Raw genomic sequence first — 23,089 nt, forward strand, 5'->3', positions numbered from 1 at the left:
GCATTTTCGTGTTAATTGTTAGCATAGTAAAAGCATTAAAGGGTGTTTCTACCCAGTTTTTATTCAAAAGTCATCCGGAGTTAAAAATCAGCTCTGGGACGGGCACCTTTGGAATTCTTCATATTACGTTGGAACAATAGGTCATATTTCTGAAGAAACGGTCAGAAAATATATTGAAAGTCAGAAAGCTGGTGATTAATCATGCTACATCTTTATGGATTTACAAAAACCAACAAGTATAGTATTCTAATGTCCAACGATATTGCACAGCAGCTCGAATACACCACCATACAATATCGTATTATCTCAGGGTGTTCCGGGAACATTTGAGTCTTTTGAAAGAAGGCCCATGGTTGAAAACTATACAGCCCACCTTTAATGGCAAATGAAATGCTTGACCTGTTAACTTTGAAAATTTGGGCAGATAAAAACATTAAGTTTTTAGATCCTTGCTGCCAGATAAAACCTTTTTAAGAAAAATCACTAAACGTCTTATTGAAGGGCTTAAAAATGAAATACCAGATTTGGAGGAACGGATAAATCATATTTCCATCGAACACGTATTTGATATCGGTATAATTGAACTTACGGTTTGATGAAGGGATTACTTTATGAACGTTTTGTAGATTTGCTTCGTAATTGCAACGAACTCTTTTATTTCATTCCGTTTATCGTCCTTATGCCATGCAATTCCGTAAGAAATCAAATCGCTTACATCCAAGGGAATGATGGATAGTTCGGAATCTTCTGGACATACAAAATTCGGCATCACTGCTATACCAATTCTCCCTTTGATCATTGTATAAGCTATGAGGGCCGTATCACTAAAATAAACGGTAGAGTCAGGACATTGTATCTGAATATTGTTTTGTACACGTGCCATTTCGGGTGGACATTTTAAAGGGTTTAATACAATAAGGGGCTGATGTCGCAATTCAGTTATTTTAATGATGGTTTTGCAAGATAATGGATGCTCTTTAGGTAAGACACATACAAATCTTCCAGTAAAAAGTTCTGCGTAACCAACCCCTGATAAATCTTCAATACTTTCTCTAACAGCAAAAATCAAATCCAATGCATTATTGTTAAATAGATTTCTTTTTTCTTCATAATCAGCCATTTTTAAGTAAAGATGTACATGAGGCAATTTTTTTTTGTAGGCACTTAATATATTTGGAAGATATTTTACTTCTACGTTTCCGTCATAACCAATCGATAAATTAGACTCAAATGCTTGAGAGTAGTTCTTTGCCTTTGTTACTGCGATATTTATTCTTGTAAGAATATCTTTTATATCATTATAAAATGAAACACCAGCTGGGGTAAGTTCTACTTTTTTCTTTGTTCTAATAAATAATTTTAATCCAAGCTCGTCTTCTAGTGTATTAATTTGATGAGTAACAGCAGGTTGAGTTATATATAAAAGTTGTGCAGTTCTAGAAAAACTCAGGGTTTCAGATAGATGAACGAAACATTCGAGCTGCTTAATATACATTTTGATTATCCCCCTGTATTTATAAAAGTTATTTATTAATTATAACATATTTCAATTGGAGTTCCAAACAGAAAAATGATAGAATTTGCATAAAGGATAACGTGAAAATTCTAACAAAGGGGCAGATATTAATTGCTAACTGATTGCATTATTCTTTCAATCCTTGATTCTGGTGTAAAAAGTGACTTTTCTGCCGGAGATGGCACGGCGCCTCCGCTTATTTTGCTGCTTCTTGCGTTTAGTCCTGCGCTTCGTGAAGATTCGCCGGTAATTCGGCCTGCTGCCTCAGATGCCCGCTGCCTCCGCCGGGTACCCATCGAATGGGGGTGTTGCCCTAAACTCAAGAGCGGCGATGGCTTCGCTAAATGGTCCTCTTGGCAATCTCCGGCAACGGACGTAGTTTCTACACCAGAATCATCCTTTAATTAAAAATAAATTTAAGGTAGTGCAAAAAGTTATATGAAGAACGTATATTGAGATGAATGATTTTCGTCCTCTGGTAAATTGTAATCTGCATCATTGAATTTTTGTCAAGGGTGAAATGAACGGGCTTTCAACCGGCCTTGGCAAAAATTCAGAAGCAGATTAAAGAAATTCTCAAGAGGATGAAAGTAAAAATCTGACAAAATCAAGGTAGATGGCAAGGTTAGGACACCTAAGCCTTGATAACAAAGCATTCGAACCATTTTAAGAGTAAAAACTTTTGACACTACCAATTTAAACTAGGAGGGGAAAATATGCGTTATGTTGTTACAGGAGTAGATGGGCAATTAGGTGGAAGAGTAGCAGAGAACATGCTACATGAGGTATCAGGAGAACAATTAATTTTTACATGTCCAGATTTAAAACGTTTACCAAAAGAAAAGGTACAGGCTTGGAAAAAACAAGGCGTTACAATCAGGGAAGCAAATTATGATAACAAGGAACAAATGACAGAAGCCTTCAGAGGCGGAGATCGTATTTTTTTGGTGTCCAGTATTATAAATGGACCAAAACGTGTTCAACAACATAAAAATGCAATTGATGCTGCTATTGCAGCTGGTGTAAAACATATTACGTACACTTCATTCCTAGGTGCTAATCGTGAAGAATATAATCAATATGTATTACCAGACCACACAGCAACAGAAAAATATTTACGTGAGAGTGGCGTAGATTATAACATTATGAGGAATAACCTTTATATGGAAAACTACTTAATTAATTCTGTTATACTAGCTAATATAAGCGACAACAAATGGATTACTCCAGCAGGTGATGGAAAAGCAACATTTGTGGCAAAAGATGATAGTGGTCGTGTTGCTACTGCATTGTTATTAGGTAAAGGAGAGCATAATAAGGATTATGATGTCACAGGTGGAGAATTGATCAGCGAGGGTGAAATCTGTGCTATGATTGCTGAAGCATCAGGTATTAATTATGAATATGTGCCAGTTAATCCTGATGAATTTTTTAAATATTTAGATTCAATACATGTTCCTCGTACTACAGATGGTGACTATTCTCAATCACCAGTTCCATTTTGTGGTAATGACATGGTAACTAACGAATTTAGCATTAGAGATGGTTTAATGGCAATTGAAACAGATACAATTGAAAAATTGACTGGCAGAAAACCATTGCGTGTTCGTGACTTGATAGATAAATACAGCTTTGTATGGAAAGAAAGAGTAAGTAGCTATTGGGATTTAGGTAAATACCTATAATATTAGCGATTTAAAGTAAATGAGAAAGTTGATTCTGGTGTAGAAACTAAGTCCGTTGCTAGAGGTGGCCAAGAGCACCGTTTAGCAAAGCTGTCGCCGCTTTTGAGTTTAGGACAACACCCATATTCGGTGGGTACCCGGCGGAGGCAGTGGGCATCTGAGGCAGCAGGCCGAATTACCGGCGAATCTTCACGAAGCGCAGGACTAAACGCAAGAGGCAGCAGAATAAGCGGAGGCGCCGTACCACCTCCGGCAGAAAAGTCACTTTTTACACAAGAATCAAAATCAAAAGTTTATCTGAAAAAATGTAATAAATTTAGAAAGGAACTTCTCAATGATTAACAAGAAATACTTCGAGCTTGTAATGAGTACATGGATTATGCTTGCCCTTGGAATGACTATGTCCATAGTAGTTCAGCTTTTGAACACTGGAAAGGTGGCTCTTATAACATTTTTTATAATGACATTAGAATCATTTGTCATTAACTTTATTACTGCCCTTATAATACCAGCTAACAAATTTGGTAATATGTTTGCAAAAAAGTGTGGTGCTAAGGAAAATACTTTGGGGTTTGCAGCATTAAGCAATTTGATAATTAATGGAATTTATGTTACTGTTATCAGTTTTACCATGACACTGATTAATGTGGGTTTTGTGCCTGGGCTATTTGTTGCATGGTGTCATGTATATCCAATTGTATTTGTTATTGGATATATTGTTTCTCTAGCCATTACTCCTTTGGCTTTTAAGCTTACAATAAAAATAGTAGCCAAATAATAGTCTCAAGGAGCGTATGGATGCATCTGCATCCTTTAGTTCAAACAGAGCATCAAGGGAGTAAAACCAGTTTACGTCAAGCTGGTCTCCCCCTCTATTAACCGCCTCAGAGGGCATGGCACGTCATGGATGTGGCACAAGGAGCAGGCCTCTCCTTTAAATGGTTTAGGGACAATTTCTGTGCATTGGAAATAGAGATTGCATCTTCAATGGAAGTAAGCCCCTATTACCTTATCGACAAGTAAGTCCAGAACTCAAGTATAGGAACAAACAGGCTGATATATCTCCCCTACCTTATAGGCGAAAGGACACCCCATATAGACCCAGACGCTCGTGGGGTGTTCTTTGGCCTTTCTGCGATACACGAAAAGAGGGATCTAATACGAGCGATAATGGAAGGCGTGGCCTTTTCGCTCCTTGACGCTTTGAATTTAATCAAGACTACAAGCGTAGGCATCGATGAAATGTTCCTCTGTGGAGGTGGAGGAACAAGCCCCTTATGGAGGAAAATCATATGCGATATATTCGACTGCCCTGTAAAGACCATTATATCAAAGGAGGGATCGGCCATAGGCGTCGCCCTCCTTTCAGCAGTGGTCTCCGGCATATATAAGAGTGTACAGGAAGCAGCCGCCATAGCTATAAAGACCGATACCGTCTGCTATCCCAAAATAAAAAACACTAAAGAACACATGATGAAGTATTACAAGATTTACCGGAACCTATATCCTACACTCAAGGAAGTATTTAAGAAACTGTCGAAGATAAGTGGAGCGACCCACACTTTTTGACACATTCTGAACAAATTGAACCTCGAAAATTTGATTCACATTATTTAACAATAAATCTGAACATTGAAAATATGATATGCAACATAGACTTTAGGGAGGCCATGGAGTACCATACCGACTCTGGCAATGATATAACTGTAATCTATAAGAGGGTTGATGATGCAGATGGACACTATTTATTAGCTGAGACACTCGGCATTGACAGGCATGGCAGGGTTGTAAGTGTCGGCAGAAATATAGGGGACAGTAAAGATGCCAGCATCTGCATGGAAATGTATATAATGAAGAGGGACTTGCTTATAGATATCATCAGGGGATGTATAACCACCGGAAAGTTCAGGAAGGTAAAGAATGCCATATATAATTCACTGGAAGAGTATCGGGTGGGTGCTTTTGAATATAAGGGCTACTTGAGGTGTATAAACTCCTTAGAGTCATATTATAAGACAAGCATGGAACTGTTAGATCACAACATATACAGGCTGCTCTTTTTAAGCAACAGGCCAATATTTACCAAGACAGGAGATGAGGCGCCTGCCAGATACTTAAAAGGGAGCAGTGTGAAGAACTCTATAATAGGTAATGGAAGCCTTATAGAGGGCTCTGTGGAAAACAGCATTATATTCAGAAAGGTACACGTAGGAAAGGGTGCGGCTATAAAAAACAGCATAATACTCCAGGGTAGCATTATAGGAGAGGGCTCCAAGTTGACCAACATAATAACCGACAAGTACACTGAGATAGCACCTGATAAAGAACTGAAAGGTGATGAAGAGATACCTCTTGTGGTTGAAAAAAGGAGAAGTTTTTAGCAAAAAAGGCCAGGCCGTTTTTTACCTGGTCTTCTCTTATGAAGTGGATTGAGCTATTTTAGGGCAGCAGGCAAAGGCCTATTTTCTTAATTTAAAGACGCACCTGGTTGGGTGTATGGTACGGGCATGGTACAAAAAGGACGGATGCTGTGGATTTAATTAATCCAGGAGGAATAGACCCAGTCCTAAAAATGTAAATGCCACGTAGCTTATTATACCCACGATGACCGGTATAAAGAGGTTTCGTGAGAAGTAAGCTGATATCACCGTAGGTATTGATGCTATAAGGTAGGGGTTTGTAATAGATATGTTAAGCCTGCCGTTTGGCATCATTATGCTTGGGAACAGCAGGGCAGACAGCACCGCTACAGGTATATAATCTAAAAACTTCAGACACCAGCCGGGGAGGTTGACTCTGTAAAGGCCCATGGCAGGTAACATCCTGGGTATATAGGTTACAAGGGTCATTCCCACAAGCACAGATATAAACCTCATATCCATTTTTCTAACATCACCCCCATAAAAGCACCGGACAGTGCGGCAATGATGACATTGAAGTTTCCTGGTATCAGATATATAAGTGCAATGGACAGTGCTCCCGAAAATGCTGCTACGATGAACTTCTTTATACCGACAAGCTGCATAAAAAGCAGTGCTATATACATGGCCGGAAGGGCATAATCAAGTCCCCAGTTAAGCCCCGAGGTCATTAGAAGTCTTTCTGAAAGGGCGCCTGCCAGCGAGGATATTACCCAGGCGGTATAGGATGTCAGGAACAGCTGATAAAAGTATGCTGAGTCTGGTTTTCTGCCATTCTGAAAGTCCGTGACGGACACGGCGTAGGTCTCGTCTGTTATAAAAAAGGAGAGCAGCGGGATGTGATGATGCTCGATTTTTTTCATGTAGCTGGAAAGAGACGTACTGTAGAGAAGATGCCTCAGGTTTACTATGAATATGGTGGAGACTATGGTGACTATGTCTACGCCAGTGGACAGCAGGTTTATCGCAATGAACTGGGCACTCCCTGCATAAACAAAGAGAGACAAAGAGACAACCTCCATGACAGTGAGGCCGTTGGCTGCCCCAAGCACGCCATATGCGAACCCTATGGGTATGTATCCTATAACTACTGGTATGGCCGACCTCATACCTCCATAGTCTCTTTTAAGTTCCATCTGTTTTAACATTTGATACCCCCCTGTAGTCGTTTTTACCTATTATATCACATCTTAATGGATTTACCTTATTTTTGTTGACGACATCCGTTTTGAATGGATGTATAATAAATCTTAGGAAAAAGATGTGGTCACTATGAAATTATCAGTGAAGGCGCATGAGGTGGTTCATATGAACGTCATATTTATAGAGATGGTGAACAGGTTAGGAACAATAGTAACCGTCGCCTTTATACTTTCCAGGCTGGATTTGTTTAAAAGGATTATACTTGGCCGTGATATAAACAGGGTCTCAAAGATTTTAATGACGGTAATTTTTGGGGCATTTGGAATACTTGGGACATATACCGGTGTACCGATAAATGGTGCTCTGGCCAACTCCAGGGCTGTGGGTGTTATTATTGCCGGGCTCTTAGGGGGACCATGGGTGGGCCTTGGTGCCGGTGTCATTTCCGGATTGCATCGGTGGGCCATAGATATTGGAGGTTTTACAGCCTTTGCCTGTGCAGTGTCTACAATTGCAGAAGGTTTTGTCTCAGGTATGTTGTCTAAGGGATATGCAAACGCTAAAAATAGTTTTGTATCTGCTTTTTTGATTGGGGCTTTGTGCGAGACGATGCAGATGGGGATAATACTCCTGCTGGCCAGGCCTTTTTCTGAGGCTCTTGGGCTGGTACGCATCATATGGATCCCCATGAGCATGATTAACGCTGCCGGAATAGCCATATTTATGATGATACTGGACATTATATATAAGGAACAGGAAAGACTGAAGGCTGGCCAGGCCCAGCTTGCTATGGATATAGCCGAAAAGACGCTCCCCTACTTCAGAGGCGAGTTTGATTCAGATAGCGCCTATAATGTGGCAAAAATCATCTATGAGATGACTGACCTTGATGCGGTGGCTTTTACAGACAGGGATAAGATTCTGGCTCATGTTGGCTGTGGGAGTGACCATCACGTAGCCGGGGACCCCGTACGCACCAGCCTTACCAGAGAGGTGCTAAGGACAGGAGAAATAAAGGTGGCTGTGCATAAAGAAGGAATAGAGTGCTCCCATGGGGGCTGTCCGTTAAGGTCAGCGGTCGTGTCACCTTTATATAAAAAGGACCAGATGATAGGGGTTCTCAAACTGTACAGGAAAAGGGAAAATGCCATTACAGAGACTGATATCAACCTGGCGAAAGGCCTGGCCGGCCTCATATCCACCCAACTGGAGCTTACAGAACTGGAGCTGCAGAATAAACTCCTGGAGGAAGCGAGGTTCAAGGCACTTCAGGCCCAGATAAACCCTCATTTTCTTTTCAACTCCATAAACACAATTATATCCGTATCGCGCATGGACCCTGAAAAGTCCAGGAAACTCCTTTTGGACCTGGCCACATTTTTCAGACGCAATCTGGAGATTGATAAGGCAAAAATACCACTGTCTAAGGAACTGGAACATGTGAGAGCCTTTGTAGCCATAGAAGAGGCGAGGTTTGGAGACAGGATAAAAGTGGAAATAAATGCTGACGATGTAGATGGCATCTTTTTGCCGCCATTGACCCTTCAGCCGCTGGTGGAGAATGCCATCAAGCATGGCCTCCTGCCAAAGGATGATGGAGGCAGGGTAAGGATAGACGTGATAAGAAGGGGCATGTATGCCGAGATAAAGGTTGAGGACAACGGCATGGGAATGGATGAAACCTTTGATACGAGGACACCGAATCCTGAACATGTTGGTCTCTATAATGTAGACTCGAGGCTTAGGAGTATGTTTGGAGATGGGTGCGGCATTCATATAGCAAGCACAAAAGGAAAGGGCACCACCATAAGTTTTGAGGTACCTTGTCAGGAGGTGGTTCAGTTTGAAAGCATTGCTGGTTGATGATGAAAAGCCTGCCAGGGATGAGCTCAAATATCTTTTGGAGGAGAGGCACGTGCATGTAGTAGGGGAGGCAGCCAACTATAATGAAGCTGTCAAAAAGATTTGTGAGCTAAGGCCCGATGTGGTATTCCTTGATATAGAGCTAGGAGGCAAGAGCGGGATGGATATAGCGAATAGGATCCGGCAAAACGCAAACCAGCCGTATATTGTATTTGTTACTGCCTATGACGAGTATGCTGTCAAAGCATTTGAGGTAGAAGCCACAGACTATATTTTAAAACCATTTTCTGAAGAAAGGTTAGACACGGCATTGAGCCGGATACGTGAAAGACTCCAGGTACACGATGTCGGCAAGATTTCTGTGCAGCAGAATAAACGGTTTCATCTCATAGACATAGATGATATATACTATATATATGCAGAAGGCCGTGATGTAATCATCAAAACAGGCGGAGGAGAGTACAGGACGTCAGCCACCCTTAAGGAGTTTGAGCAGAGGTTTGGCAGGCAGCTTTTAAGGACGCATAAGGCATATCTTGTGAATGTGGACAGGATAAAGGAGATTATACCCTGGTTTAACGGCACCTATATGCTTCATCTGAAAGATATTCCCGATGAAATACCGGTCAGCCGCAGCTATGTGAAAGACATGAAGGAGCGCTTTTATATGTAGCTTATACCGAGTTTATGCATCTTATACAGCTCATGTTGCATTTTATGCAGAAAACCTTCCCTTTAATATGCCGTTGTATGTAGAATCAGAGATGAACTACAGAGGGGAGGGTTAAGCTTATGATAACGTTTTTTGTATCAATAGTAATACTTATCTTAGGATACTTCACATACGGCGCATTTGTGGAAAGGGTTTTCGGAGCTGACGAGGATAGAAAGACACCAGCATACTTGAGACAGGATGGCATCGATTACGTTCCTATGGACTGGAAGAACAACAGCCTGATCCAGTTATTGAACATTGCAGGGCTTGGTCCAATTTACGGGGCAATACAGGGGGCTCTCTGGGGACCGTGGGCTTTCATATGGATTGTACTCGGTGGAATATTTGCTGGTGCGGTCCATGATTACCTTTCCGGGATGCTTTCTATAAGGAATGATGGGGCTAACGTCCCTGCTATGGTTGGGAAGTATTTGGGGAAAGGTATGCAGTCTTTTGTAAACATATTTTCCATTTTACTTTTAATACTAGTTGGGGCCACATTTACCACGGGGCCAGCAGGTCTGCTGGCATCCATGACACCATTGTCGCTGAAGGTATGGGTCATGATAATAATAGCCTATTATTTTATAGCAACAGTATTGCCCATTGATAAGATTATAGGCAGGATTTATCCTTTTTTTGGTGCCCTTTTGATAATAATGGCGCTGGGTGTTGGTGTAATGATGGTATATAACGGTGCTCCCATCCCTGAGCTCACTCTTGCCAATCTCCATCCCAAAGGAGCACCTGTATGGCCGCTGCTCTTTGTAACTATTGCCTGTGGCGCCATATCAGGCTTTCATGCAACCCAATCGCCCCTTGTGGCACGCTGCACGAAAAATGAGAAAGAGGGAAGGTTTATATTTTACGGAATGATGATTGCCGAGTCCATAATAGCCCTTATCTGGGCTGCAGCCGCTATGTCTTTCTATGACGGTACGGCAGGACTGGGTGCTGCATTGGCAAACCCTGCAGGGCCATCGGGTGTGGTTAAAGAAGTGTCAATGAAGCTCTTAGGACCTATTGGAGGGACACTGGCTGTGCTTGGTGTCGTTGTCCTTCCTATCACATCGGGAGATACAGCATTTAGAGGGGCCAGGCTTACCATAGCAGAGATCCTGAATATGGACCAGATAAAGCCGCTTAAAAGGTACCTCATAGCAGTACCGCTATTTATAATCGGTTTTGTACTCACCCAGATAGATTTCTCTATAATATGGAGATATTTCGCATGGTCAAACCAGACCCTTGCCATGATAATGCTCTGGACAGGGGCCGCCTATCTGGCAAGAGAAAGGAAATTCCACTGGATCGCCACAATACCTGCCACATTTATGACAGCGGTCAGCATCACATATATTCTTATGGCACCAGAGGGTTTCAAGCTTTCAACAACGATTGCCTATCCTGTTGGCCTGGCCGCAGCCCTTATAGCCTTCATAGCTTTTATGATCAGTGCATACAGATGGGCCGGGCAGCCGGTATATGAAGAATAGACAAAAAGGGCCGTTCACCAACGGCCCTTTTTGTGCAAAAAATGTAAATTCTTGAAAACATTGAAATCAATATTACATTAAACTATAATATAGGTGAGTCTACATAGAGGAGGGGTATAATGGACAACGCAAAAGAGCTTATCAGCAAAAAGATTGACGAGCTGAGGGATAGGCTTGTAGAAGCTACACAGGAGATAGTAAGGGTAAAAAGTGTGCTGGGTCCTGCAGAGCCTGGAAAACCGTTTGGGGAAGGGCCTGCTAAAGCTATAGAGACTGCTCTTAAAATTTCAGAGGAGTTGGGATTCAAGACAAAGAATGTGGACAACTATGTTGGCTATGCTGAGTATGGCGAGGGCAAAGAGATGGTAGGGGTACTGGGCCATTTAGACGTGGTGCCGGAGGGAGATGGATGGACATATCCACCATATGGTGCTGAGATACATGATGACAGGATATACGGCAGGGGCACCATTGATGACAAGGGTCCGACCATGGCAGCGTTGTTTGGCCTGAAGGCCATAAAGGAACTTGGGTTACCGATCTCAAAAAGGGTAAGGATACTTTTTGGTTCCAATGAGGAGTCTGGCTCCAATGAGATAGAGTATTATCTTGAACATGATGAGGCTCCAACCATTGGGTTTACTCCTGATGCCAACTTCACGGTCATATATGCTGAAAAGGGCATCACCCTCTTTGATGTGGTTATGAGGTTTGACAAAAAGCCAACATCCGGAATAAAAATAGTAAAAATAACCGGTGGAGAGGTTAAAAATATGGTTCCGAGGTTGGCCAGGGCTGTTTTGCATGTTGATGATGAAAGCCTCAAGAAAAGTGTCATTGAGGCTGTAGAGGACTATAGAAAAGAGAAAAATGTTGACCTGAGCTGTGAAGATAATGGCGACGGACTTACCATTGTGTCGACAGGGGTGGCTGCTCACGGTGCTACACCTGAACAGGGTAAAAATGCCATAATGCAGCTTTTCATGTTTTTAGATACCCTGGACCTTGGAGATACCGATGTAAAGAAGTTTATCCATTTCTTTGCGGAGAATGTAGGTATGGAGACCAATGGTAAAAAGTTTGGAGTATACCTTAAAGATGAGACTGGCGAGCTTACCTTCAACATAGGTACGGTGAGTGTTGATGAAAACGAGGGAAGGCTTGGCCTGAATATCCGCTATCCAGTGACATATACCTATGATGACTTTATAAAGCCATTCAATAAGAAACTTGAGGGAACAGGCATAGTGATTGAAAACATGGTTGCACAAAACCCCCTGTACTTTCCAAAAGACCATCCACTGATTCAGACCCTGTCAAAGGTATATCATGAGGTCACAGGAAATGAGCCGGTCTTATTGGCCATTGGAGGCGGCACGTATGCCAAGGAGATGAAGAATATGGTGGCCTTTGGCCCGAACTTCCCAGGTCAACCGGAACTTGACCATCAGACCGATGAGTATATTGCCATAGACCATCTTGTACAGCTTGCAAAGATATACGGAAGTGCAATATATGAGCTTGCCAAATAATAAAACCCGGATATAAAGGTGAGTTGGCTTTATCTGTCCGGCTAAGGTACGGGATATGGTGTATTCCGTACCTTTTATATTTTGTCCTCAGTATAACTAACCACTTAGTCAAATCTGCCGGGCCCAAAGCCTATTAACCCTATGATTATAAATAAAATCCACCATAAAAGGAAAAGTCCTAAAAATATGCCGCCTGCTACAAAGAGCTTTCTATACTGCTTGCCTTTATGCTTTAAGGCAATACCCCAGATAAACAGGAAAGCTGCGGCGGCAATAGAAAACACTGGCAGCCACGAGAAAATATTAAACAACATTATTTCTGTTTTAGTAAGCATAATCTTGCCTCCCTCAAGAGTGATTTCTGCTGTTTTGATTTATAATAAATAGTTTCTTTACAATAATATGATAGCTATTTGTTCCATTAGCATTTGCCTTCGACCAATTTAATGGGCTGTTAATTATTATAGCACAAATTATTGCAAATTTTTTACATAAACATTAAATTTAGTTAACAAATGAATCATATACGTATATTGATGGTATAATTGAAGCAGGTAGATTGAAAAAAGAAAAGGGGGGCTTTGTGAAATGAAAAAACTATTGTCTTTTATCCTTTCATTAGCAATGCTGCTCAGCATTGCGGTCATGCCGGCCTTTGCTGAGGAAGTGCCTGCGTATTCGTCAGACCAGGCAAAGAAACTGATTTCCAAGATTTCAGGCGTTGATGCCAGCAAGATCAGCGCCAACCTAGGCCAGAGATACGATGCGCCTGGCCAGGCCTGGAACCTATATTTCTATGACAACCTTGTAAATGTAAGTGCTACAGTGGATGCCACCACAGGCGAACTTGTAAACTACGGATATTATCTAAACTACTACCCAGGAGATAAAAATGACAATGTGCCTAACTATACAAGGGATGAACTCATAGATACTGCCCTTGACTTTATAAAAGAATATGCACCTGATAAATACGACAAGATAGACAAAAAAACCGATTATCAGTATGGCAGTTTCAACTATAAGAGCGGGCAAACAGTTTACTTTTACCACTTCAAGAGGAATTTAGACCAGTTTAAGGATCTAAATCAGGGTATAGACATAAGCGTTGACGCCACAACCGGTAAGGTGTGTAGCTTTAACCTCAACTGGACGGACATTGACAAGATTGACATGACTGGTGTCCTGAGTGAGGAGGAGGCATCAAAGAGGCTGGATGAGGTGATGGGCACCTACCTTGTACAGGCTCAGATATGGAGAGATGGAAAGGGATCGGAGAACAGGCTCCTCTATGAGCCAGCAAACAATGCAGGCATTTATCCTCTTCCCATGGGTATAGACGCAAAGACAGGTGCACCTGTAAGCTATAACGGGGATAGTTTTGAGGCTGGTAAGAGGGAAGAATACAGCGTAAACAATGCCGTGGTACTGGAGTCTCTGGGCAAAATGGACGAGAAGAAGGCTAAAGATTTCGCAGAGCAATATCTCAAGGATATTGGCAGGGACCCATCTAAAGCGCAGTTAGGTGTCAGCATAAATGACGGTTATCTCTATAATGGGGAAAATTTAAAGGTATATAATATATATGGCAATTACGGGGATGAAAAAGGCAGCTTCAATTTCAGTGCTGTCATCGACTCTGAGACTGGCAGGATATTAAACCTCAGCTATGGGGAGTGGCCCAACATGCCAGGAAGCCCTCAGGCGGATGGCAAAGGAGTTGGAATGGATAAAGCTGTAGAAATTGCCAAGGATTATATATCCAGGTTTAAACTCCCGTTTAAGAATGCCCTTGTTGTGTCGGGTAAAGACTACAACTATACGGTAAACTTCATTATGTACGAGGATGGGGTCCTTTACCCGATGAATAGTGTAAATGTAAACATTAATAATGAGGGCAATATAGTAGGGTTTAACATGAACTTTAGTGCTGTCGATAAACCAGATACCTCAGGGGTTATAACGCTTGAAAAGGCAAAGGAGGTACTTTCCAAATATCAAAAACTTCAGCTCTCTTTTGTGATACCAAGGGATAACTACACAGGCAACCCCAAGGGAGACCCAATCCCTGTGTATCAGTTATCATATATCAATGGGTATGGCATAGACGCTAAGACAGGGGAGTTTGTAGGATATGATAATTCTGCAAAGCCTGTACCTGAGGATGAAAAATTTGACCCGTATGGAACGGTAAGGGGAGATAAGAATGAGAGGGTTCTAAAGATATTCATTGATACAGGCATCATGCCGCAACCCATACCCGCACCGACTGAAAAGGCAACAGCAGGCCAGGCTGCACAGGTTCTTTTCAAGGCGTTTACTCCGGGCTACTATGCAAAGCCGATGATGGAGGGTGCAGCAGACGCCAGTCCCGAGGGTAACGCCCTGGAGGCCCTGAAGGACTATGGTGTAATAAAGGAGGATGTAAAACCATCGGATACAGTAACAAGAGCCCAGCTTGCACTGTGGCTTGCCAGGGCAACAGGTTATGATAAGCTGACAAACTCGGATGTGGCTTTTTCAACCACTGTGAAGGATATAGATGGCCTGGGCAAAGAGATAAAGAACAGCATAGCTATTGTAACGTCATTGAAGGTTATGGACGCAGAGAATGGGAAGTTTAAGCCAGATGACCCGGTGACCTTTTCAGATTTCTGTGCTGCAGTTTATAACGCCATGAAGAATATGTAAATAAAATACTGTCTTTTTATAGATTCTAAACCGCTGCCTTTACCTGCAGCGGTTTTTTATTTAATGTTTAATACCATCCCGTATGGTGAAAAATATTACGGGGTGGTGCCTTCATGGACTTTATATATGACATGGTCATCAGGTATGGCTACTATGGACTTTTTTTATGGACACTGGTAGATGGTACGGGTATACCAAACCCTGTACAGCTTGCCTTTATTGCTTCGGGATATCTCATCATGCACGGTGTCATGAGCCCTTATATTACCATAACAGTTGCAACACTGGGAAATCTCACAGGTAATATTATAGCGTACTATGCGGGATTTTATGAAGGCAGGTCTGCCATTGAGAGATATGGCAGGTATCTTCACATAGATGACGAGGATATAAGGAAGGTGGACCAGTGGTTTAGCAGATATGGAGGACTTACCAATATGGTGAGCCGCTGGATAGGTATAACAAGGACCCCCGCCATATGGGCCGCAGGGATCACCAGGATGAGCGTACGTACATTTGCCGTTTATTCCTTTGTGGGTGACCTGATTTGGGCAGTATTTTTGACCTACTTTTCATATGTGTTTTCTATGAACATTAATGTGTTTTTGACACTTCCGCTTGGCATAAAGATTACTGTCTCAGGTCTGGTAGCCTGTATAGTCATACTGTCGTGGGTTGTGTTTTTGAGGTATTATAAAAAGAAATGAGCAGGCTGCATCTGCCGCTTATCGAGAATATCATAGACTCGATTTAAGGTTGCGCTTGATGCTGCATATCATTCTCCAGCGGGTTTTTACACTGAAATCAATGATATTTTGCATTTGGCTCATCCTGTGTTATACTAAAAATAGAAACCCCATAGGGGAGGGGGTATTTATGAGAGAGGTTTCAGTTATAGCTTCATTTACAGCAGGGCTATTTTCTTTTTTTTCACCATGCATTGTACCGCTCCTGCCGGGCTACGTGTCCTATGTGGCATGTGGAGAGAAAAAGAGGAGGCTCTGGGGGCTTGTAAGTTTTGTACTGGGCTTCTCCATGGTCTTTGTACTGTTCGGGGCCTCGGCCACGCTGATAGGCGGATTTTTAAGGGGCAATATGTTCCTTTTCAGGAAGATAGGCGGGGCTGTGGTTATACTCTTTGGCATATACCAGACCGGCCTTGTACAGTCGTATTTCTTATCTCGTGAATATAAGGCCTTTAAACCGGGAGAGAACACAGGTCTTGTATCATCATTCCTTTTAGGTATATCCTTTGCGGCTGGCTGGACACCCTGTATGAGTCCGATACTGGGCTCAATACTGGTATATGCAGGGATGAGTGATACTGCGTGGACGGGCATGTGGCTCTTGGGCATATATTCCCTCGGCCTGGCCATGCCGTTTATTTCCCTTGGCCTGGCCGTAGACAGGTTTTTTGAATTCTCCAAGAGTATTAACAGATATCTCCCTTACATAAAGATTACCGGTGGGGTCATCTTAATCATATTTGGCACCCTCATATATACCGGTCTTATCACAAGGGTGAGCAGCTATTTTCTATAATGGAGGTGTCTTATGAAAAAGAATATTTTACTGGTTTTTCTTATAGTATTTGCCATGATGTTAGCTTCAGCATGTGGCTTTGCAAACAGTAAAGACAACACTGCTCCGCCGAAGGGGGAACAGGCAGCAGAGGCAGGACAGGACAACAGCGAGACACCTGAGGTAACGCCGGAGGGGAGTGGCTCAGTTGCCCATGAGGTGGGGGTTAATGTAGGGAATATTGCTCCGGATTTTACACTCAAGGATTTGAAAGGCAACGAGGTAACATTAAGCAAGCTTAAGGGCAAAAAGGTATTTTTAAACTTCTGGACCACAGAGTGCCCATACTGCCGTATGGAGATGCCTGAGATAAACAGGTTTTACAGGGAGTATGGAGATAAGATATCAATATATGGAATCAATTTAGGAGAGAACACCGAAAGAGTAGAACGGTTTATCTCAGATAATAAACTGGGTTTTCCCATACTCATGGATGATACCTTGGATGTGGGATATGCTTATAATATTTACTTTATACCTGAGAGTGTATTTATAGATGAAGATGGCGTAGTTAAGGCCGTTATAAACTCAGCAATGAACTATGATCAAATGGTGTCGATCTTTGAGGGCATGGATAAGCCGGAGTAATCCGGCTTCTTTGTATATTTGACACTGGCAATATCTGTATGGTATAATGTTCTTTGTAGATGCAAATAATTTGCAACTGGAGGTGAATATATGAGCCGTGCTTTTATCATATTGCTTGCTGTACTGTTTGCTGCGTCCATACTTATGACAGGATGTACGGCTGTCAGACCAGAGGCAGAAAATGGGAAACTCAATGTCTATATTACCACATATCCACTTTATGACTTTACAATGAAGATAGCGGGGGACAGGATAAATGCCACACAGATTATCCCTACCGGTGTTGATGCCCACGAGTTTGAGCCGTCTCCTAAGCTTATGGCAGATCTGGAACGAAGCGATGTCTTCATATTCAACGGCGGCGGACTGGAAGCCTGGGCAGAGAGGGTAGAGGACTCATTGAATAGGAAAGGTGTAATTGTGGTAAACACAGGGAAAGGTATTGCAAAAGACAACGACCCCCACATATGGCTCAGCCCAATAAGGGCCAAACAACAGGCTGAGAGGATTTATGATGCCCTGATAAAGGCTGACCCCGGTAATGCTGACTATTATACTAAAAACTTTAAGTTGCTGGAGGCAAAGTTTGACGATCTTGATAAAAAATACAGGGATACACTCTCTAAAGCAACATCCCGCAATATTATAACCACCCATGCAGCCTTTGCATACCTCTGTGAGGACTATGGCCTTAATCAGGTGCCAATAACTGGTGTTTCTCCTGGCTCGGAACCGTCACCCAGGAGGATGGCGGAGATAATTAAATTCATTAAAGAGAACAATATAAAATATGTATTCTTTGAGCCCCTGACCAGTCCAAAACTGGCAGATTCCATAGCCAGAGAGACGGGCATAGAAAAGCTGGTCTTAGACCCTGTAGAAGGGCTTACGGAGGAACAGAAGGCCAGAAATGACGATTATTTCTCCATTATGGAAAGAAACCTTATGAGTTTAAAGAAAGCGTTGGTGGAGTAATATGGAAAAGCTCTTGGAGTTAAATGATATAACCTTTGGCTATACCAGCGTTCCTGTCTTGGAAGATGTAAATTTTGAAGTGTACAGAGGAGACTACATGGCTATAATAGGGCCAAACGGTGCTGCAAAGTCTACACTGATGAAGTTGGCTTTAGGAGAGCTAACGCCGTGGAAGGGTACAGTAAAGCTTTTTGGTGTGGACATAAAAAGATTTAATGAATGGGGCAGGGTGGGTTACCTGTCGCAGTATGCTACCCATATAAATACAGCTTTTCCTGCCACAGTGGAGGAGATAGTGATGACGGGCATGAGGGAGTGGCTAAGGCCCATAGGGGGCGGTAACCTCCGCCACAGGGCTGAAAATGTGCTGGATATGGTGGGCATGGGAACTCTAAAACACAAGCTCATTGGGGAGCTTTCTGGTGGACAGAGGCAGAGGGTTTTTCTGGCAAGGCTTCTTGCAGGTTCACCTGAGATAATCTTCATGGACGAACCTACCACAGGCGTGGATGCTATAGCTGAGGCAGAGTTTTACGAGCTTTTAGACGACATGCAGAAGGTATATAACCTGACTATTGTAATAGTGAGCCACGATATAAATGCTGTTCTAAAGAGGGCTACCAAGGTAACCTGTGTAGGTGGCGGAAAGGTGCATGTCCATAATACACCCGATCTTACGCAGGACCATCTGGCGGAAGTGTTTGGATACAGGATCTATGAAGAGGAGTGAGGCAGAGTGGATATATTGAGTTATGCCTTTATGCAGAGGGCTTTTGCAGCCGGTATTATGATTGCCATAATATGTCCTGTAATAGGCACCTTTATAGTTTTAAGAAGGATGTCCATGATAGGTGATGCCCTGTCGCATGTGTCGCTCTCCGGTGTAGCGGCAGGTATGCTGTTTGGATTTTATCCATTTACTGGGGCGCTTATCATGTCAGCCCTGGCCGCACTGTTTATAGAATTTTTGAGGAACTATTTTAAAAAGTATGCTGAGGTATCCCTGGCGGTGGTTATGTCTGGAGGGATAGGCCTGGCTACAATTTTGATAAGTCTTGGGAGGTCCTTCAATGTGGACCTTTTCAGCTACCTCTTTGGATCTATTGTAGCTGTTACACCGGCTGACCTCTGGCTTATACTGGTCATTGGGATATTTATATGCCTCTCTATGGTTTATATATACAGAAGGCTGTTTTATATGACCTTTGATGAGGATGCAGCAAAGTTTTCTGGGATTGATACCAGGGCAATCAACATATTCTTTACGATGCTTACTGCACTTACAGTGGCGCTCTCCATCAGGGTGGTGGGTACACTTTTAGTATCTTCACTCATGGTGATACCGGCGGCCGTGAGCATACAGGTATCTAAGAGCTTTAAGGCCACCATGGCCATCTCGATTGTTGTGGCTTTGGTATCTGTAATAGTAGGGCTTATAGCCTCCTTTGTCTGGGATTTAGCCCCTGGAGGTACCATAGTTATAACATCTGTGCTAATCCTAGTAGTTGTACTGCTTTGGAAGAGGGGCAAGGAATAATGGATATTGAGAAGAGTTTCAGAGAAAAAGGCGTAAGGCTGACACATCAGAGGAGGGTACTCATAGATACATTGAGAGATGCACATAGGGCCATGACAGCCCAGGAGCTTTACAGGGAGGCCAGGATGGCCTGGCCTCACATCAACTTTTCCACAATATACAGGAATATTGAGACGCTAAAGTCCGTAGGGCTTATATGCGAGATGACGGATGGGATAGGTAACACCCTCTTTGCATACAGGGATGAGGAGGAGCACCACCACCACTTAGTATGCAAAGGCTGTGGCAAGACCATATCCTTTGACTCCTGCCCCCTGATTGAACTAAAGCAGGTGCTTGATGAAACAGGTTTTATGCCTACAGGTCACCGGTTTGAGGTATATGGGTACTGTAAGGAGTGCCGGAAAGACAGGGTATAGTGAATTATTTTTGATTCCTCACTTTAAGGTGCCTCCACCCTTTACATGCCGACTTTGCCTGCTTTGGACAGTTCACCTCACTCAACCTCTGAGGGCGGTATCTCCGACTTCTTGTCGCTTATGAGTGCCTTTTCCCAGTCAGGCATTGCAGGGGCCTGGCCGTTTTTTAAGAGCTCCTGCCACTTTTCGTCGGTTAGGCGGTCATTTATTGGCCATGTAAACTCGTAGTATGCGAATGTTGACCCTCTGGTGAGGTATATCTTGCCCATTATGGGCACAGCAACATATATCTCATTGGCCAGGCCGACCCCTTCCTCCAGACATTCATTATAGGAGGTATGGACATCAGCCACACATGCCATGTTTCTGTCTGTCTCTGAGGTTATCTCAAACCAGCGTACAGGCAGGTCCCCTTCGCCCTCTATGGTCGAGGAGGCTAAAGCCTCCAAGATGGCACCGTAGTTATATATGAAGTACCACTCGTCCTGGGTAAGCTCTTTACCTTCCAGCTCTTTTATGGATATATCCCGCAGGCTCTTCAGTGTGTCGCCCATCTGATTGAGGCCTTCTGATAGCCTTTGAATCCTATTGTTTTCTCCGCTATTTCCGATATATTCAACATATGCCTTCAGGGTGTCGTTAACCCAGAGCAGCCTGTTGTAGAATTCAGGCACGGGTTCCACATACCCTGTAGGAGTATATCCGCTGTAGCCATCGCCTCTCTCTGCACCAGACGGTTTACCATAGAGGATGGTGTCATGCCTTAGCTCGGCCCAGCTTGATAAGCCCGTTATAAGCTGCTTGCTGTTCCAGCTTTCCTTCTTCATGAATGAAGGGCTGGAGTCACTTTTTTCAAACAGTGCCTTTAATGACCACAGCCAGCCAGAGTATATGTTATCACGCCATTCCTCATCGCTGAGTGAATTAAATTCGGCGTTGATTTTATCGTAGTTTTCCGCATATTTACCCCATTTTTCATCCTCATTACAGTGATTAAAGAGGAGGTCGCGTGCTTTATTTGAACCCAGTATGCCCATCACATCCAGACCCTTGGGGAACGGCCTGTATTTAAAATGCGTGAGTTCCTGTAAAATCCGTGAGTCTGGTATATACCTCTGACCCATAAATCTAAACTGGATTCCGCCCGGGATATTCAAAAGGTCCTGCTGAATCATTGGAGGCGGCAATTTCTTTGCTTCTGCTGTTATGCTGTCCAGTATCGATGTGTCGCTGAGCCTCTCAACCCTCATATCATCCCCCATGGCTGCCTTTAAAAGCTTTTCGTAGTCGTAGATATTAAGGTCGTCGGTACGCCCCACCATAAAGCTGGTTATATCATACAGCTCTTTGTAGTCTTTATAGGCCTCAGGGTCATTTATTGTGCTTATGGCCATCATAGCGGCCTGGCGTATGGAATCATATGCCGGTGCCTCGTTTATTTCAAAGGGGAATGGTACGGTCCCATACCACATAAATGCCTTAAAATACCTCTGCAGTTTGTCAGAGCGGGTATAGTGGCCACGGGGTTTAAACTGGGTATAGTCCAGGTCGAAGTTGAATATGTCGGACGGGCCCCTACCCTCTGCGGCATTCACCTTTTCCAGCTCTTTTTCCACCATTGTCTGAATTTCCTTTGGAAGGACTATATCCTTATCTGGGGCCAACAGGTTCATGGCCACGGCAAAATAGGCTATATTCTTACCGGCAGCCATCTTTAACTTCTTGTCTTTAACATCACCATATAACCTTACTGAATCCTGATACATCCTGGATGTCATGTCTTCCAGCAGGGCGGCAAGGTGCTCGCTCTCCAGTGTCCTCAGGGTGTAGTCATAAAACATATGGAAGGAATGCAGGATGCTGTCGGAGGTTATAAAGCTGGGGATATTGTTATAGCTGTTAAGCTCATAGGTATAAAAAAGCTGTTCCTTGTCAGATGGTGCTATAAAGAAATAGTCATTAAGAAGCCTCTTTTTCTGGTTCTCCGTAAAATCACCGAACTGGGAAAGGTTTACAATGTCATCCAGTTTCTTAATCGTATAATCCTGATTTACCGGGTTTACAGCAACAGGAGCATATGTCCTATCGACAGTAAATGCAGGTGTTTCTGGTTTGACATCAACCTGCTCCTGCTTTTTGGCACTATCTGAAGTTTTACCTCCAAAGGTGCAGGCTGTAAGCAATAGAGCAAGCAGAAGTGTTAATGATATGAGTCTTTTCATTTAAAATACCCCATTTCTTTAACATTTTTCATAACGAACCCGAAGGAATCCCACTCATATATACCTCTTATTTTTTTCCCGTCCCTGCCGTATTCCAGCGAAACCAGTTCATCTACACTATCGCCATCCACGTCCTTAAAGTGGGCATCCAGTATGGGATGAGAAAGCCTGGAGCCAAGCCATTTGGCGTAAAGGTGGCCATCGAAGGTATACACAAATGGCCTGTTGTCCAGGACCGGGTCGAAGAGCGTCTTTTTATACATGAGCACTAAAATATCGGTCTTTCCATCCCCGTCTACATCGCCGCTGTCTATTTTCCAGGGCATCCTGTCAGGCATATACACCTCCTTGATTTTTCTCCCTGCACTGAGATTAAAAATATACAGCTTGTCTCCGTATTTACCCTTTTTTTCACCAGTTATGTAGTAGATATAATCCCCATCCGTCGTTATGTCCTTCATAAGCCCATCGGAAACATATTCTTGAATATTTGTACCCTTTGCCCAAAATCCGTGTCCCCACATAAAGACGGCAACGTCATCCTTATACAGGTATTTAAAAGGTGCAGCACGGAGATAAAACAATATAAAGGTGATCACTAAAATAGCAATTGACAGTATTTTCTTCATAATTACCACCTGTATACATTATAGCACCTGATGTTGAAAAAAAGGTTAAAAATTGGTTAAAAATTTAGCGAATGGCT

24 protein-coding genes and 1 pseudogene are annotated in these 23,089 nt (G+C 42.9%); 18 read left to right on the plus strand and 7 right to left on the minus strand.

Going from position 1 to position 23,089, the window contains the following annotated elements; genetic code table 11:
• Positions 1–23: 23 nt before the first annotated feature.
• Positions 24–199 (plus strand): annotated as a pseudogene (tnpA, locus tag FWJ32_RS10920) (IS200/IS605 family transposase); the annotation flags it as partial.
• Between the two features lie 405 nt (positions 200–604).
• On the opposite strand, the gene FWJ32_RS10925 reads toward tnpA, so the two are convergent.
• Both FWJ32_RS10925 and FWJ32_RS10930 read right to left on the minus strand, forming a co-directional pair.
• Positions 605–1,495: a LysR family transcriptional regulator gene (locus FWJ32_RS10925; protein WP_149545990.1), complete on the minus strand. Its 891-nt coding sequence runs from the start codon at positions 1,493–1,495 to the stop codon at positions 605–607.
• Positions 1,496–1,623: 128 nt separating this feature from the next.
• A complete protein-coding gene (locus FWJ32_RS10930) occupies positions 1,624–1,812 on the minus strand; it encodes a hypothetical protein (protein WP_149545991.1) in 189 nt (62 codons plus the stop codon).
• A 420-nt stretch (positions 1,813–2,232) separates the two neighbouring features.
• Here FWJ32_RS10930 and FWJ32_RS10935 point away from each other — a divergent pair, with 420 nt between their 5' ends.
• From FWJ32_RS10935 to glgD, 5 genes are all read left to right on the plus strand, one after another.
• The gene (locus FWJ32_RS10935; protein ID WP_149545992.1) at positions 2,233–3,201 is read left to right on the plus strand and encodes an NmrA family NAD(P)-binding protein; all 969 of its coding nucleotides are present in this window, start codon (positions 2,233–2,235) and stop codon (positions 3,199–3,201) included.
• Between the two features lie 129 nt (positions 3,202–3,330).
• Entirely contained in the window at positions 3,331–3,543 is a 213-nt protein-coding gene (locus FWJ32_RS10940) for a hypothetical protein (RefSeq protein WP_149545993.1), read from the plus strand.
• Positions 3,536–3,979, plus strand: a complete 444-nt coding sequence (locus FWJ32_RS10945; protein WP_203227743.1) for a DUF2798 domain-containing protein — start codon at positions 3,536–3,538, stop codon at positions 3,977–3,979. Before FWJ32_RS10940 ends, FWJ32_RS10945 begins: the two co-directional genes overlap by 8 nt.
• A 278-nt stretch (positions 3,980–4,257) precedes the next feature.
• On the plus strand, positions 4,258–4,770 hold the full coding sequence (locus tag FWJ32_RS10950; RefSeq protein WP_275266299.1) for an FGGY-family carbohydrate kinase: 513 nt from the start codon (positions 4,258–4,260) through the stop codon (positions 4,768–4,770).
• A gap of 71 nt (positions 4,771–4,841) precedes the next feature.
• Positions 4,842–5,582 carry a glucose-1-phosphate adenylyltransferase subunit GlgD gene (glgD, locus tag FWJ32_RS10955; protein ID WP_149545995.1) on the plus strand — a complete coding sequence of 247 codons (741 nt, stop codon included), beginning with the start codon at positions 4,842–4,844 and terminating at the stop codon, positions 5,580–5,582.
• A 159-nt stretch (positions 5,583–5,741) separates the two neighbouring features.
• Here the strand turns inward: glgD and FWJ32_RS10960 are convergent, their stop codons facing one another.
• A complete protein-coding gene (locus tag FWJ32_RS10960) occupies positions 5,742–6,083 on the minus strand; it encodes an AzlD domain-containing protein (protein ID WP_149545996.1) in 342 nt (113 codons plus the stop codon).
• Positions 6,074–6,769, minus strand: coding sequence for an AzlC family ABC transporter permease (locus FWJ32_RS10965; RefSeq protein ID WP_149545997.1), 696 nt, complete (start codon positions 6,767–6,769; stop codon positions 6,074–6,076). Before FWJ32_RS10965 ends, FWJ32_RS10960 begins: the two co-directional genes overlap by 10 nt.
• Before the next feature lie 160 nt (positions 6,770–6,929).
• Here FWJ32_RS10965 and FWJ32_RS10970 point away from each other — a divergent pair, with 160 nt between their 5' ends.
• The 4 genes from FWJ32_RS10970 (at position 6,930) to pepV (ending at position 12,370) form a co-directional block, all read left to right on the plus strand.
• On the plus strand, positions 6,930–8,627 hold the full coding sequence (locus FWJ32_RS10970; protein WP_162523608.1) for a sensor histidine kinase: 1,698 nt from the start codon (positions 6,930–6,932) through the stop codon (positions 8,625–8,627).
• On the plus strand, positions 8,608–9,300 hold the full coding sequence (locus FWJ32_RS10975; RefSeq protein ID WP_162523609.1) for a LytR/AlgR family response regulator transcription factor: 693 nt from the start codon (positions 8,608–8,610) through the stop codon (positions 9,298–9,300). The genes FWJ32_RS10970 and FWJ32_RS10975 overlap by 20 nt, the downstream gene beginning before the upstream one ends.
• A gap of 119 nt (positions 9,301–9,419) precedes the next feature.
• Entirely contained in the window at positions 9,420–10,838 is a 1,419-nt protein-coding gene (locus FWJ32_RS10980) for a carbon starvation CstA family protein (RefSeq protein ID WP_149546000.1), read from the plus strand.
• A 119-nt stretch (positions 10,839–10,957) separates the two neighbouring features.
• Positions 10,958–12,370 (plus strand): dipeptidase PepV, encoded by a 1,413-nt coding sequence (gene pepV / locus FWJ32_RS10985; protein ID WP_149546001.1) that lies wholly within the window; start codon positions 10,958–10,960, stop codon positions 12,368–12,370.
• 104 nt (positions 12,371–12,474) lie between these two features.
• Here the strand turns inward: pepV and FWJ32_RS10990 are convergent, their stop codons facing one another.
• Positions 12,475–12,705, minus strand: a complete 231-nt coding sequence (locus FWJ32_RS10990; protein WP_149546002.1) for a hypothetical protein — start codon at positions 12,703–12,705, stop codon at positions 12,475–12,477.
• 253 nt (positions 12,706–12,958) lie between these two features.
• Between FWJ32_RS10990 and FWJ32_RS10995 the strand changes: the two genes are divergently transcribed.
• The 8 genes from FWJ32_RS10995 to FWJ32_RS11030 all read left to right on the plus strand — a co-directional run bounded on the left by FWJ32_RS10995 (position 12,959) and on the right by FWJ32_RS11030 (position 20,161).
• Positions 12,959–15,061, plus strand: coding sequence for a YcdB/YcdC domain-containing protein (locus FWJ32_RS10995; RefSeq protein ID WP_149546003.1), 2,103 nt, complete (start codon positions 12,959–12,961; stop codon positions 15,059–15,061).
• A gap of 113 nt (positions 15,062–15,174) precedes the next feature.
• Positions 15,175–15,768, plus strand: coding sequence for a DedA family protein (locus tag FWJ32_RS11000; protein WP_149546004.1), 594 nt, complete (start codon positions 15,175–15,177; stop codon positions 15,766–15,768).
• A 169-nt stretch (positions 15,769–15,937) separates the two neighbouring features.
• Positions 15,938–16,603 carry a cytochrome c biogenesis CcdA family protein gene (locus tag FWJ32_RS11005; protein WP_162523610.1) on the plus strand — a complete coding sequence of 222 codons (666 nt, stop codon included), beginning with the start codon at positions 15,938–15,940 and terminating at the stop codon, positions 16,601–16,603.
• 12 nt (positions 16,604–16,615) lie between these two features.
• On the plus strand, positions 16,616–17,230 hold the full coding sequence (locus FWJ32_RS11010) for a TlpA family protein disulfide reductase (protein ID WP_149546006.1): 615 nt from the start codon (positions 16,616–16,618) through the stop codon (positions 17,228–17,230).
• 90 nt (positions 17,231–17,320) lie between these two features.
• On the plus strand, positions 17,321–18,205 hold the full coding sequence (locus FWJ32_RS11015) for a metal ABC transporter substrate-binding protein (RefSeq protein WP_149546007.1): 885 nt from the start codon (positions 17,321–17,323) through the stop codon (positions 18,203–18,205).
• A gap of 1 nt (position 18,206) precedes the next feature.
• A complete protein-coding gene (locus FWJ32_RS11020) occupies positions 18,207–18,935 on the plus strand; it encodes a metal ABC transporter ATP-binding protein (protein WP_149546008.1) in 729 nt (242 codons plus the stop codon).
• A 6-nt stretch (positions 18,936–18,941) separates the two neighbouring features.
• Complete coding sequence (locus FWJ32_RS11025) at positions 18,942–19,742, plus strand: metal ABC transporter permease (RefSeq protein ID WP_238988870.1); 801 nt, start codon at positions 18,942–18,944, stop codon at positions 19,740–19,742.
• Positions 19,742–20,161 carry a Fur family transcriptional regulator gene (locus FWJ32_RS11030; RefSeq protein ID WP_149546009.1) on the plus strand — a complete coding sequence of 140 codons (420 nt, stop codon included), beginning with the start codon at positions 19,742–19,744 and terminating at the stop codon, positions 20,159–20,161. Before FWJ32_RS11025 ends, FWJ32_RS11030 begins: the two co-directional genes overlap by 1 nt.
• A gap of 77 nt (positions 20,162–20,238) precedes the next feature.
• Here FWJ32_RS11030 and FWJ32_RS11035 read toward each other — a convergent pair whose 3' ends face one another.
• Both FWJ32_RS11035 and FWJ32_RS11040 read right to left on the minus strand, forming a co-directional pair.
• The gene (locus FWJ32_RS11035; protein WP_149546010.1) at positions 20,239–22,383 is read right to left on the minus strand and encodes a DUF3160 domain-containing protein; all 2,145 of its coding nucleotides are present in this window, start codon (positions 22,381–22,383) and stop codon (positions 20,239–20,241) included.
• Positions 22,380–23,012 carry a hypothetical protein gene (locus tag FWJ32_RS11040; protein ID WP_149546011.1) on the minus strand — a complete coding sequence of 211 codons (633 nt, stop codon included), beginning with the start codon at positions 23,010–23,012 and terminating at the stop codon, positions 22,380–22,382. The genes FWJ32_RS11035 and FWJ32_RS11040 overlap by 4 nt, the downstream gene beginning before the upstream one ends.
• Positions 23,013–23,089 lie beyond the last annotated feature (77 nt).

This window comes from Calorimonas adulescens (assembly GCF_008274215.1).
In the GTDB taxonomy this organism is placed as follows: domain Bacteria; phylum Bacillota; class Thermoanaerobacteria; order Thermoanaerobacterales; family UBA4877; genus Calorimonas; species Calorimonas adulescens.